This window comes from [Clostridium] aminophilum (genome assembly GCF_900101295.1).
GTDB lineage: Bacteria > Bacillota > Clostridia > Lachnospirales > Lachnospiraceae > Clostridium_R > Clostridium_R aminophilum_A.
The window spans coordinates 45,902-59,405 of the sequence record NZ_FOIL01000015.1 but is presented as its reverse complement, the minus strand read 5'-3'; the positions used below and the strand labels follow the sequence as shown (position 1 = coordinate 59,405).

General features: G+C 46.5%; 11 protein-coding genes and 1 tRNA gene. 5 read left to right on the top strand and 7 right to left on the bottom strand.

The annotated features are described in order from the left end of the window. From BMW41_RS05785 to BMW41_RS05770, 4 genes are all read left to right on the top strand, one after another. The coding region (locus tag BMW41_RS05785) for a transposase (RefSeq protein ID WP_177171172.1) at positions 1-345 on the top strand (345 nt) is incomplete at its 5' end. A gap of 650 nt (positions 346-995) precedes the next feature. Further along, positions 996-1,205 (top strand): helix-turn-helix domain-containing protein, encoded by a 210-nt coding sequence (locus BMW41_RS05780; protein WP_074649262.1) that lies wholly within the window; start codon positions 996-998, stop codon positions 1,203-1,205. A gap of 74 nt (positions 1,206-1,279) precedes the next feature. Further along, complete coding sequence (locus BMW41_RS05775) at positions 1,280-2,686, top strand: SPFH domain-containing protein (protein WP_074649261.1); 1,407 nt, start codon at positions 1,280-1,282, stop codon at positions 2,684-2,686. Positions 2,687-2,748: 62 nt separating this feature from the next. Then, the gene (locus BMW41_RS05770) at positions 2,749-4,659 is read left to right on the top strand and encodes a zinc ribbon domain-containing protein (protein WP_074649260.1); all 1,911 of its coding nucleotides are present in this window, start codon (positions 2,749-2,751) and stop codon (positions 4,657-4,659) included. A 447-nt stretch (positions 4,660-5,106) separates the two neighbouring features. Here the strand turns inward: BMW41_RS05770 and polA are convergent, their stop codons facing one another. From polA to BMW41_RS05735, 7 genes are all read right to left on the bottom strand, one after another. Continuing rightward, positions 5,107-7,941: a DNA polymerase I gene (polA, locus tag BMW41_RS05765; RefSeq protein ID WP_074649259.1), complete on the bottom strand. Its 2,835-nt coding sequence runs from the start codon at positions 7,939-7,941 to the stop codon at positions 5,107-5,109. A gap of 8 nt (positions 7,942-7,949) precedes the next feature. Beyond that, positions 7,950-8,330, bottom strand: coding sequence for an anti-sigma factor (locus BMW41_RS05760; RefSeq protein ID WP_081844192.1), 381 nt, complete (start codon positions 8,328-8,330; stop codon positions 7,950-7,952). 109 nt (positions 8,331-8,439) lie between these two features. Continuing rightward, positions 8,440-9,240 carry an HAD family hydrolase gene (locus BMW41_RS05755; protein WP_242870299.1) on the bottom strand — a complete coding sequence of 267 codons (801 nt, stop codon included), beginning with the start codon at positions 9,238-9,240 and terminating at the stop codon, positions 8,440-8,442. 399 nt (positions 9,241-9,639) lie between these two features. Continuing rightward, entirely contained in the window at positions 9,640-10,026 is a 387-nt protein-coding gene (locus tag BMW41_RS05750; protein WP_031472859.1) for a VOC family protein, read from the bottom strand. A 366-nt stretch (positions 10,027-10,392) separates the two neighbouring features. Then, a tRNA-Leu gene (locus tag BMW41_RS05745) sits at positions 10,393-10,475 on the bottom strand. Positions 10,476-10,792: 317 nt separating this feature from the next. Further along, a complete protein-coding gene (locus BMW41_RS05740; protein WP_074649258.1) occupies positions 10,793-11,971 on the bottom strand; it encodes a phosphoribosylaminoimidazolecarboxamide formyltransferase in 1,179 nt (392 codons plus the stop codon). 11 nt (positions 11,972-11,982) lie between these two features. Then, a complete protein-coding gene (locus BMW41_RS05735) occupies positions 11,983-12,357 on the bottom strand; it encodes an IMP cyclohydrolase (RefSeq protein ID WP_074649257.1) in 375 nt (124 codons plus the stop codon). 329 nt (positions 12,358-12,686) lie between these two features. Between BMW41_RS05735 and upp the strand changes: the two genes are divergently transcribed. After that, positions 12,687-13,316 carry a uracil phosphoribosyltransferase gene (upp, locus tag BMW41_RS05730; protein WP_031472865.1) on the top strand — a complete coding sequence of 210 codons (630 nt, stop codon included), beginning with the start codon at positions 12,687-12,689 and terminating at the stop codon, positions 13,314-13,316. The last annotated feature ends 188 nt before the right edge of the window (positions 13,317-13,504 follow it).

Here is a 13,504-nt window from a genome sequence, read left to right as displayed (position 1 = left end):
AAAGCAGCCGCTGTTGCTGAAAAGCTTCGTGAAATGAAGCTTTCCCAAGCTGCGCATAAAGTTGAAGAAGGCATCGAAGAGACGCTCACATACATGGACTATCCAACCGAACACTGGAACAGGATCCGAACCAACAATACAACAGAACGGGTTAACCGGGAAATCAAGCGCCGTACAAAAGCGATTGGGGCTTTCCCGGACGGTCAAAGTGCCCTGATGTTGGTCTGCGCTCGCCTGCGCCATGTGGCCGCATCAAACTGGGGATCCAAACGATATCTGAACATGAATCACCTCTTCGACCTGGAACTTCAGCGCAAGGTTGACGATCAGTCTGCAGTCAGTTAACGATGGTGAGCCGACGGGTGAAAATGAATTTGCGAAAAATTATTGACACTATCTGCTGCTGTTCATGGTTATACTTATCTGGGCTTAATCTACAGAGAAACAAATGTTTGAAAAAATAACCTTTAGGATATCCAAATCTCGGATGCATCGAGTGCCACATCGAGTGCCACAAAACAAAAAATCTATATCAATCCATAACAAATTACATAGTGTAGGATAATCCAGAAACCCCTGTACTTTATGCGGGTTCCATAGAGAAATATCGAACACTAAGGAGATATTAAAATTTAGGCCTTTAATAATATTAGTTATTATCAGAAATTATTTTACAAAATTTCAATATTATCTCACATCTAATCAGTGCTATAATCCCCGTTATTTTGTGCAATTTTCACATAAAACAGATCCCAGACTTGGCATCCAGAATCTTATAAATAACGTTACCCTATAGATTTATTACCCCCATTATATGCTTGCTTAGTTGCTAAAAGCTCGCAACATCATGCGAATTTTTAGCAACTTTGTATTGATATTCATCACGATTGTCGCTAAAATATGGGTGGTGTTCTATAATTTATCTATAATTTATAACTCACTTAATTATTTGACTACATAAATTTAAGGTTGGTTCACTATTTGGAGGTATGCAAATGGAGATTAGCTATAAAAAGCTATGGCTAATGCTTGTCGAGAAGGGAATCCAACAGGCTGATTTCAGAAAAGATTTAAGCATCGCAACCGGTACGATGACGAAGCTCCGTCGAAATGAAGAAGTTGCGTTATCAGTACTTTTGCGTATATGCGACTATTTTGATTGCAATATCGGAGACATATGCGATGCAGTTAAAACTAACGAGTAAATAATCAGATATTCTTTATTTATCTTTTTTGCAGTCTAATAGATACTCATATTCAGCACAGGAGGCAGATAAATATGAGATTATTCAACCACGCAAAAACTGGCGGCTTCATGGATGTAATAAGATGCGATGAAGGATCTTACTTGATTTGGAAGTGGCATCCGGCAGACGCACCTGCTGGCTCTAACAACAGAGAAAATGAAATCCGTTGGAATTCACACTTACGAGTCAAGGACGGAGAAGTAGCTGTCTTTGTATATAAGCAGAAGAATGGATTAATGCAAGATTATATCGAAGGACCGTTTGATCAGACTATAAAGACATCTAATTTTCCTGTTTTAGCAAGTATTTACGGACTAGCATTTGATGGTGTTTCGCCTTTTCAGGCTGAGATTTATTTTATTAACCTCGCCAAAATCATTCAGACGAAATTTGCCGTTCCTTATTTCGATGTTTATGATCCTAGATTTACCGATTTCTGCACCCCCGTTGCTGTTCACGGAACTATCACTTTTAGGATAAGTAACTATAAAGAGTTTATCAAATTGCATCGTTTGATTGATTTTAAACTTGAGAATCTGCAAAGTGAAATCAGAAATGCTGTCAATAGATATATTAAAGATATCGTTATCAACGCACCTGCAAAGAATGATATTCCCCTGATTCAAATTGAAAGTAAAATTGCACAGATAAACGATGAGATTGAATATGTCATTACCGAAAGATTCAGGGAATCATTTGGAATCGAAGTATCCGATTTAGATATTAGTAATATTGAGATTGATAAAACAAGTCTCGGCTACAAACAGTTGATGGAAGTCACAAAGGATGTCACTATTGCTACCCTTAATGCTGAAAAAGAGGCAAAAGTTAAAAACATTCGTGATATGCAGCAAATAGAAATTGAAAACCTTGAGGAAACATTAAGAATACAGCGTGAAGAAGATCAATATGCTCGGCATAAACAAACTCAAAGCGCAAATATGGATGCTTTCCAGACTGAGAAACAGGCAGATGTTGGTATTGCAGGCGCAAATGCTTTAGGTCAGATGGGTTCGAACGGCGCCGGCGATATAAATCTTGGTGGAAGCTCATGCTCAGACAATGGTGTAAATATGGCCTCAATAATGGCAAGTATGACATTAGGCAGCGTTGTTGGTCAAAATCTTGCCAATACAATGAATAGTGCCATGTCTCAAATGAACAGTTCCAAAATGCCTGGAAATACAAATCCGTCCAATATTTCTTCAGTTTGTTACAATGTAGCAGTTAATGGACAGGCAACTGGCCCTTATGATTTAATCACACTTGCTAAAATGATTGGAGCAGGCGAAATAAATAAAGAAACACTGGTATGGAAATCAGGAATGGTAAATTGGATTAAAGCCGGGGACGTTCCTGCCCTGTTCGGTCTTTTTAATAATGGAACTAATACAGGTAACGGTACCGAAATGCCCCCGATTCCAACTGAGAACAAATAAAGCATTTGTTTCATATCAAGGCACCTACATCAAATATTTTTTTATTATATTAAGAGGTCAAAATGGCTGAAGAACGAGAAATACAATTCCTTGGGAAAATCTATAAATGTCCAAACTGTGGGGCTCATCTGGAATCGTTTTGTGCTTTCTGTCCTGCCTGCGGTTTTGAAATAAGAGAAAATAACACCACCAATTCAATAAATGACTTTATCAAAGAGTTAAACAAGAAATCCGAAATAGACGAAAAAACCTCATTCATAGAGAACTATCACATCCAAAATACCAAAGAAGATATTTTGGAATTTCTTATTCTTGCTAATAAGCAGATAGTAAACTATGACAAAAACGGTGATGGTGAATTGCAGGAAGATGAACTGAAACTTGCAAAAGCCTATAAAGTTTTAGCTGACGACTGTTATGAAAGGGCTAAAGCGCTCGGTATCTCTGATCAACGTATAGAAGAAGTATATGGAAGAATTACAGCGGTAGATAACTTTCTAACCAAAACTGTGGCGGCTGAAAAAATGAACACCTCAATAAAAGAGATACGTAAATCATTTCAAAAATCCCAAGTATTGGAAATAGACATTGCCTTAATAGTTATTCTTATAATAATCTTTGCGTTAGCGAAAATATTTGGAAGCCCCATTGCGATGGTCTTGAGCATCCTTGCCATTTTATTATGTCTTTCGTCAGTGTTGGCTGGATTCAGAATAGTAAGATTTTTTCGTTCGTCAGGGAGTATTCTTTTTCTTATTCTGAGCCTTTTTATGACTGCTGGTTCTGTATACTTCATGTGCAGAATCAACTATAAGGAAAAAATCACGGAGTTAAAATATGGAAAATATATTGAATGGGATAACCTTGGAGTATTATCGAAGTATGTTCCGAAATTTGACCCAATCAATGGTGTCCTGTACAGCGATACTAGCGACCTCTTGCAATTTGGATTCGAGTATGAGTCCGATAAAGACTATGGTTCTTGGATAGACAAAATAAAGAAAAAAGGCTTCACTATAGAAAGCGAAGATCATGGACGAAGTTATAAAGCATTTAACCAAGGTGGATATTTTGCCAAAATAGTCCAAGGAGACAAGTATATTGAAACCACTATAGTTCCCCCATTTGCATGGAATAGCCTGTTCTTATCAAATTGTATTCCCACCGGATATTTTTATTCCGGAATAACTCATATCAATACAGATGAAGCTTTTAATGTAACTCTTAAGTATTCCGAAGACAGTTACATAAACGAATACATTGATAGTTGCGTAGAATTCGGTTACAACAAAAATGTTATTCAAAGCAAAAACAGTTTTATTGGATACAACAAAGACGGAATGAGGTTATCTGTTTTCTGTGATGCAGATGAGGTGACCATAGATTTCCAGAAAAGCTTTGATTGGTCTGAATTATTACTTTCAGAGGTTTTTCCACAAATATATGAGAGCGGTGGCAAAGTATTAATAAACGAAGAAAATCGAAATACTGTTTCATTCGACAAAGTATCTTCAACACGTTTCGAGGCTTACACAAAACAATGCCAAGAATCAGGATATCGTTGCAATATATTTAGCAATACCGCTTTTTTTAGAGCCACAAATGAAAGCAACTTAATTGTGGCTCGGAATTCAAACTGTCTAGAAGCCTCGGTAATATGTAGCACATTTGAGTGGACAACCCCAAGCATGACTTCAGTGCTTCCTGAAATGGATGGAATAGGAGGAACAGTTTACGGCTTCTTAACAAAAGATGAAAATAAATCTTTTGAAGCAACGGTTTATGGCTTGACGAAGAGCGAAATTGAGGACTATATCATGAAATGCAAGGAAAAGGGATTTACTACAGATGTTGTTAGTAATGATAAACAGTTTAAAGCTACGTGGGAACGGAACTTTTTCCATGGCGGAGATGTATTCTTAACCATAAACTACGACAGCTTTGATCATATTATTATAAAAGTGGAGAAATAACCATAAATGGATCTCTCGGCATTTTTTTCGTAACACGAAGACCTTAAAAATGGGTATGCGCTTAATCTCTGGGAAAGCGTTCGTAGATCGCTCTCGATATTGAGTCACGCCTCAGGACGAACAAGCTAATTCCTAAGAATCCGAGATAATCAAGGACCACTACCATGTAATGACCTCCATGCGTTAGATTTTTGTTCTAACAATTATGGAAACGTTCATTGGTAGTGGTCCTTACTTTCTAAACTCCTATCAAATATTCAATTCTTTCCTGTCAAATCAGCTACTTTACAAAAGAAGATTGCTTCCCTTGCAAGGCAATACATGCAGTTCCTTTCAAGCAATTATTTTTGCTGAAATCGCCGTCATCACACAAAAAAACAGCAGCACGAAGCGTTATCGCCTCATGCCGCTGTTCATGGTTATGCTTATCTCTTTTTTACAGAAGCGTTACTTCGTCTCAAACCAGGACTGTCCCTCGGACATGCTGATCTCCAGCGATACCGGAAGATCAGCCGCATGCTTCATTTCCTCGGAAAGAATGTTCCGCACCGCTTCCGCCTCGTCTTTCCTGGTCTCAATCAGAAGTTCATCGTGGATCTGGAGAACCAGACGCGACTTCAGTCCCTCCCTGCGAAGTCTCCGGTCGACGCGGATCATTGCAATCTTGATGATATCGGCCGCCGTCCCCTGAATGGGGGCGTTCATCGCCACACGCTCACCGAACTGGCGCTGCATGAAATTGCCGCTCTCCAGCTCCGGAATCGGGCGTCTTCTGCCGAACAGCGTCTCCGAATAGTGTTTTTCCTTCGCATCGCTGACCAGACGGTCGATAAACTGCTTTACGCCCGGGTATGCCTCAAAATACCGCTCAATGTACCCGGCAGCCTCCTGTCTGGAGATGCTGAGGTTGTTGCTGAGGCCGAAATTGCTGATGCCGTAGACGATACCGAAATTTACGGCTTTCGCGTTGCGCCGGAGCTCCGGCGTCACCTCGGAAAGCGGAACATGGAAGACCTGGGATGCCGTGATGGCATGAATGTCTTCCGCATCACGGTACGCTGCGATCAGATTCTCATCCCCCGACATGCCCGCCAGAACGCGGAGCTCGATCTGGGAATAATCCGCATCGGTAAAAATGCAGCCTTCCTGCGGTACAAAGAGTTTTCGCAGTTCCCGTCCGAGTTCCATGCGAACCGGAATATTCTGGAGATTCGGCTCCGTGCTGCTGATTCGTCCGGTCGCCGTGATCGTCTGGTTAAACGTGCCGTGAATCCTGCCGTCCTCGCGGATGTACTGCTGGAGTCCTTCCGCATAGGTCGATTTCAGCTTGGTATACTGGCGGTAGTCCAGAACCTTCTGGACAAAGGGATAATCCGGCGCGAGTTTGTCGAGAACCGCCGCCGCGGTGGAATAACCGGTCTTCGTCTTCTTTCCGCCCGGGAGATTCATCTCGCCGAACAGAATCTCGCCAAGCTGTTTCGGTGAATTGATATTAAACTCGCGGCCGGTCTCGGCATAAATCTCCTTTTCCAGTTCATCGATCCGCACCTGAAGTTTTGCGGCATACGCTTTCAGTTCCTCCGGAAGAACGATAATTCCCTCTTCTTCCATATGATAAAGCGTATATACCGTCGGCATCTCGATATCATAGAAAAGATCGAGCATGCCGGTCTCCCGCATCTTGTCTTCGAGCACCTCTCTCGACTTCCAGGCGATATAAGCATCATAGCCGATTACCTCGAAAGCCTTCTTCCGAAGCTCCTCCGGGGCTGTATCCCCATCGCTTTCTTTCTTTGATTTTCTGCCGGTTTCCGCGATTCCGGAAAGCGCCTGCGCAAGGGTGCATTTTCCGAGAAGTTCCTCTTTTGCCGGAATGGTCATTCCAAGGTAATCTCTGGCGATATCGTCATAGCCGTATGTGTCCTTCAGCGGGTTCAGAAGATATCCCGCGATTCCGGCATCCATCACCGCGCGGTTTCCGCCGTCATTGCGTCCGCCGTCCACGACCGTCCGGTCCGTATTCTTCAGAAAAGGAAGCTGTCCCTTCAGATCCATCACGGTCAGTTTCGGATGAACGCGGAAGAGCTCCTCCGCTTTTTCCGCAAGATACCGTGCATTCAGCGCATTGTCCCGGCCATCCGATGCCGGTTTATCCGGATCGGCATTGCGTCCCGAAAGCTCCGGGAACATCTCGAGCTGGGTGCAGGTCTCCTCTTCCTGTTTTTCCTGCTCCGCGACCAGAACGAACGCCTCTTCCAGACCAAAGGCAAGTCCGCAGGCAAGAATCTGTCCGTCCGCAATCTCAAGCTGAATGCCGGCCGATGAAGCCTTTTTTGCCTTTGCAAAAAGATCATCCGCCTTCTTCCGTTCCGTCACTGCCGTAAATGTCACAGAAGGTTCCGTCTCCCCCGCATCCGCGCCCGCAAAACGCTGTGCAAGCGCGCGGAACTCGAGGTCTTTCATCCACTGATATCCTTCCGGGCTGAACATATTGCCCACATGCGCGTCTTCAAACGAGAACGGAATCTCCACATGAATGTTGATCGTGGCAAGCTGTTTGCTCATCACGGCCATATCCCAGTGTTCCCGCAGCGCCTTCTGTGCACGCGGCGGCTTCAGCTCATCCACATGCTCATACGCTTCTTCGATGGTATGATAGGCGCTGATAATTGCCGTCGCCGTCTTCTCGCCCACCGACGGCACACCCGGGATATTATCGGACGAATCACCCATAAGAGCCTTCAGGTCAATGACCTCGATCGGGGCGATTCCGTACTCTCTCTTTACATCCTCCGGATAGTAGTAATGCACTTCCGTCACACGCTTTACGGTCTTCGGCAGGCAGATCTTGATGTGCTCGTCGGAGAGCTGCAGAAGATCCCGGTCTCCCGAGAGGATGGAAACTTCTTTTCCTTCCGCCTGCATTCGCTTCGCGACCGTTCCGAGAATATCATCCGCCTCAAACCCTTCCATCGAAAGAATCGGAATATTCATCGCCTTCAGGACATCCTTGATCACCGGGATCTGCTCCCGAAGTTCCTCCGGCATCGGCTTTCTGGTCCCCTTATATTCGGAGAACATTTTATGGCGAAATGTCGGCGCGGACAGATCAAACGCCACCGCCAGGTGATCCGCCTGTTCCTCCTCGATCACCTTCAGCATGATATTCAGGAAACCGTACACCGCATTGGTATGCAGCCCCTTGGAATTGGTCAGTTCCGGAACGCCGTAGAACGCGCGGTTCATAATACTATGTCCGTCGATCAGAAGTATTTTATCCAAAGTACACCTCACTTAAAGATCCAAACCCGAATCTGCAGAAGCATCGTCATCACGATCGCCATCACCGTCAGTGTGTAGACGGCGACGCTTCCGATATACAGATTCCTGAGAAAATGCATTTTCGCATGGGACGCAGCCACTTTCTGTTTCAGGCTCCCGGCGATATTCATCGGTCCGAGATCGCCGGAGCGGTCCAGCTGTTTCAGACCGGTATCGATCATATAATATATTTCCAGTTCCTCCCGACAGGACTCACAGGAGTCGAGATGTTTGAGAAATGCGGAAAGCTTTGCGCCCCGGAGCTGATCGCGGATGTAAGGTTCCACAAGGCGTTCCTCCTCCGCGCAGCTGAGTTTTTCCACAGAATCTCTTGTCATAATATGAGTCATCCGATACCTCCGCCGAAAAAGGCCAGTTCATCCGTTGTACAGTTTTTTGCCGGGAACGGTTCCATCCGCTCTCCCCTTTTGGTTTTGTCCCGGCACTGACTGCCTGAATTTATGCAAACAGCACCCGGAAATAATCCTGCAATTCTTCCAGAGAAGTCAGGATAATCTCACTTTTTTCTTCCATCTCTTCCGTCGGCGGCATCATGTCCGGAACCATGACCGGATGCATCCCGGCCGCATACGCTGAACGGATTCCGTTATAGGAATCCTCCACCGCATATGCCTCCTTCGGATCAACGCCGATCCGCTCGCAGGCCATGAGATAAATATCCGGCTCCGGTTTGCTGCGCTGCAGCATGTCGCCGCATACCACCTCATCGAAGAACTCCAGCAGTCCCGCATCGCGAAGTTCCGCGACAACCACCTCTTCTCTGGTGGAGGATGCCAGCGCAATCTTCCGCTTTTCCTCCCTCAGAAACCCAAGGAGTTCTCTCACACCGCGCATGAGCGGAAGCTTTCCGCCGTCGGCCATCCGGTGGTAGATCCCGGCCGCCTCCTGTTTCAGTGTATCATATGGAAAGTCTTCTCCATAGGCTTCGAGAAAAATTCTTCGGGACACTTCCCGGTTCGTGCCGAGACACTTCCGGACAGTTTCCTCAATCTCCGGGATGTTTTCGCGATCCGCCACCATTTTCCAGCTATTCAGAACAAGACGCTCCGAATCAAAGATCACGCCGTCCATATCGAACACCACGGCTTTGACAAGCCGATATGGCTTCAGTCGTGCGGCCTTGGCCCGGGGAGTTTCTTCCGCGCGAAGGGCCAGATACCGCGCGTGCTCGTTCAGCGACATGCACATCGGTCCGATGTCGGTCCGATAGGTTTTCCGGTTCAAAAGTTCGTCTGTCATCGTTTCTCCGTTTTCCGAATGTCTGGAATGTATCAATCAAACATCATTCTGAGGAAGCGCATTGATCCGCTTTTCCCTGATGCAAGATTTTATTTTACCTTCTTCCGGAGCATTTGTCCATCGCGGCGGGACAACCCTGACTGATACTCCGACCTCGGTTTTGTCTTTCACTTCTCCCCGGTCTGACGGCAACTCCACGGCTCTGACGGCAGCTCCCCGCTTCTGACGGCAGCTCCAATCACAGCTTTGACTGCCGCGCCGGACACAAATCAGGCCTTCTATGATTTGAAATCATAGAAGGCCCGAGACAATTCCTCGCGTGTTTCATTCCGACACGGATCCGGCAGACTCCTTTTTCTGCCTTCTTCCGTTCATCCTCCGGACAATAATCCTGTGGTCTTATTCGTCCTTTTTGATGTGCTTGGCAACGGAGATGGTATATCCGGTTGGGGAAACCATCATGGTTGCCACCGAAGATCCGGTATCGGTGATCTTGTCACCCTGCACGTTCGTAAATCCCTTTGCTTTCAGCATTTCATATGTTTCATCGAAGTCACTGACATTCATGCGGATCGATGTTATCGTCTGCGGAACGTCTGCCGACGTCACATCGACGTGAAATACCTTTCCTTCTTCATTGGTGTATCTCATTCGAACGCTGGTAAAGGCCTTGTCGTCAATACCGGTTTTTGTGTGACGTTTCTCAAAGCCCAGTGCTTCAAACAACGCGATCACTTCATCAGCCTTATCGGTAATAATCAGCGGGTTAAACGATGTGATGTTCATGGTATTGCTCCTTTCCTGATTTCAGTCAGCAGATTCTCTCCATTCAGCGTTTTTCCTGCGGAACATTTCCCGGTGATTCCGAAAAATGAACACGCAACTTCATTGGTGATATTTCCTTCGTGAACTGCGTGAAGTTTTCTGTCTTCTTTTAGTATTATATTTTAAATTTTGTACTATTTCAAGAACAATCGAACAAATTCCGTTTCACTTAATGAAAGGCCGAAATTACTGCTATAGACATTGCAATCACGCACTTCTTGATATGCTAACGTCAGTTGCTGTTGTAATGACAGCTCATATAAGGAAAAACCGCCCAGCCATGAGAATATCTCACAGCTGAGCGGTCCGTATTGCCCCTGCCAAGGATGCCGGCGGCGGGACTCGAACCCGCACGTTGTTTCCAACAAGAGATTTTGAGTCTCCCTCGTCTGCCATTCCGACACGCCGGCGCTTCGTGTCACGAGAAACATTTTACTAAAATTGTGTATAAATTGCAACCAATAATTCTTACAGCACAGACAAGGAACGTATGTACCGTATTGGGCGGTGCCCGGTTCTTCGAATAATCGTCGCTTCCCCGAGCGGGCCCGACCTCCGACCGGCGCGGCTTACTTTTTCTCCGTCTGCCGAAAAAAAACAGAAGGCGCCGTCTGCTTCCCGGCTCCCAGGCTCTTAGAGAGATCCGTCAACCGCACCTTCTGATTTCATTTTTTTCTCCGTCGGTCACGATCCGTCAGCCGTCAGAACGGACGGTCATAACCTCGGCTCAGTGATGGAACAGTCTCATTCCGGTGAACGCGATCACCATTCCATACTTGTCCGCCGTCTCGATGACATGATCGTCACGGATCGAGCCGCCCGGTTCCGCCACATACTGAACGCCGGACTTGTGTGCTCTCTCGATATTGTCTCCGAACGGGAAGAACGCGTCGGATCCGAGGGTGACATCCTTCAGCTGATCCAGCCATGCTCTCTGCTCTTCCTTTGTGAACACCTCCGGCTTTACCTTGAAGATCTTCTCCCATGCGCCGTCTGCAAGCACATCCTCGTACTCATCCCCGATGTAGAGGTCGATCGCATTGTCGCGGTCGGCACGCTTGATGCCGTCCACAAACTGAAGGCCCAGCACCTGCGGAGACTGACGCTTCCACCAGTTGTCCGCCTTCTGTCCAGCCAGTCTCGTGCAGTGAATTCTCGACTGCTGACCCGCGCCGATGCCGATGGCCTGTCCGTCCTTCACATAGCACACCGAGTTGGACTGGGTGTATTTCAGAACAATCAGGGAAATGATCATATCGGTCTTTGCGCTGTCCGGAATCTCATGGTTCTTCGTGACGATATTTTCCAGCAGTTCCTCGCCGATATGGAAATTCTGGCGTCCCTGTTCAAAGGTCACGCCGAACACCTGCTTCCGCTCGATTGCCTCCGGGACATAGGAAGAATCAATCTGAATCACGTTATAATTGCCGTTCTTCTTCGCATTCAGGATCTCCAGCGCCTCCGGCTCATATCCCGGGGCAATGACACCGTCCGAAACCTCACGCTTGATCAGTTTTGCCGTGGCGGCATCACACGGGTCCGAAAGCGCGATAAAATCGCCAAAAGAAGACATGCGGTCCGCTCCTCTCGCACGTGCATAGGCACAGGCAAGCGGAGAAAGGTCGCCCTGATCATCCACCCAGTAAATCTTTTTCAGCGTATCCGAGAGCGGAAGTCCGACTGCCGCGCCGGCCGGAGAAACATGTTTAAAGGATGTCGCTGCCGGAAGACCGGTCGCCTCTTTCAGCTCTTTGACCAGCTGCCAGCCGTTCAGCGCATCCAGAAAATTGATATATCCCGGTCTGCCGCTGAGAACGGTAACCGGAAGATCGCCGCCATTTTCCATAAAGATGCGGGACGGTTTCTGATTCGGGTTGCATCCGTATTTTAAAGCAATTTCATTCATCGTTTGTGCCCTCATTTATTCTTATTTATAATGCGTGTCTCATAAGTTCCGTTTTCGATGTTAATATAGCGGACAAACAGGGAGACTTTGTTCTCCTCGTTGAGACTCTTCCACAGAAGCTCCGCAAAGGCATCGATATCATCCGGAACGGCGATGCGCTTCGGCTCGCCCTCAAAACTCGGAAGCGGATTCCCGTCATGCTGATAGGTGCTGATAAAATGTCCCTCGCCGTCCTCAACAAATACACGGTTGCGGCTGTTGGAGCTTCTGCCCATGATGAAATATGCCGCTGCCGCATGTCTGCCATCCGGCGTCATTCCGAGGATGATTCCTCTGCCCGGGTAAGAGTTATTCCGCAGTTCCTGCTCAATCGAAATCATTTCCATGATTTTCTCCTTTTCTGTGTTCTGTGATGTTCTTTTGTCATCAAAGACTTGCATGTAATCTCACACTGCCTATTCATACCACGATTTCGCCCGAAATCTCTTGATCGAAATCAATTTTTGATTCACTGTTGTGACAACAGAACCGCCTATAACTCATTATATACAAAATTCTTATACAAAGAATACAAGGATTGCAAATTTTTCGTTCCGATTCCCTACCACTGTTATTTCACGAAGAATTATTGTATAATGTGTAAGGTTATGGGATATTATCCGGCCGATGCCGGTTTTACACTGCCAATGATCAATATAGAAAAAGGAGTAAATCAATGACTAACGTAACAATTCTGGATCACCCGCTGCTGCAGCACAAAATCTCCCTTCTTCGCGATAAGGCTACCGGAACACAGGAGTTCCGTTCTCTGATTGAGGAAATTGCAATGCTGATGGGCTACGAGGCTCTCCGCGATCTTCCGGTTGAAGATAAGGAGATCGAGACTCCGATCGAGACATGCATGACTCCGATGCTTGCCGGCAAGAAGCTGGCGGTTGTACCGATCCTGCGCGCTGGTCTCGGAATGACCGGCGGTATCCTCGCTCTCGTTCCGTCCGCAAAGGTTGGCCACATCGGTCTTTACCGCGATCCGGAGACTCATGAGCCGCACGAGTATTACTGCAAGCTGCCGAATCCGATTGAGCAGCGTACCATCGTAGTCACCGATCCGATGCTTGCAACCGGCGGTTCCGCTGCCGATGCGATCACCATGATCAAGAACCACGGCGGAAAGAAGATCAAGTTCATGGCTATCATTGCTGCTCCGGAAGGTCTGAAGAGACTTCACGAGGCTCATCCGGATGTTCAGATCTACGTTGGTCATGTAGACAGATGCCTGAACGAGAACGCTTACATCTGCCCGGGTCTGGGCGATGCCGGCGACCGTATCTTTGGCACAAAGTAATTTACCGGCAACCTGGCAATTCACCGGCAACCGGCGGCTGTCCCTCGGATTTCCGCCGGAGAGCCGAAATGATATGTGAATACGGATAGAAAAACGGGAGGAAAGCAAACGTCTTTCCTCCCGTTTTTTTAGAACAAAGTCCGCGGAGCGTTTTTGTTTCATAGGGAATTTCGGAGAAATGTCCTATG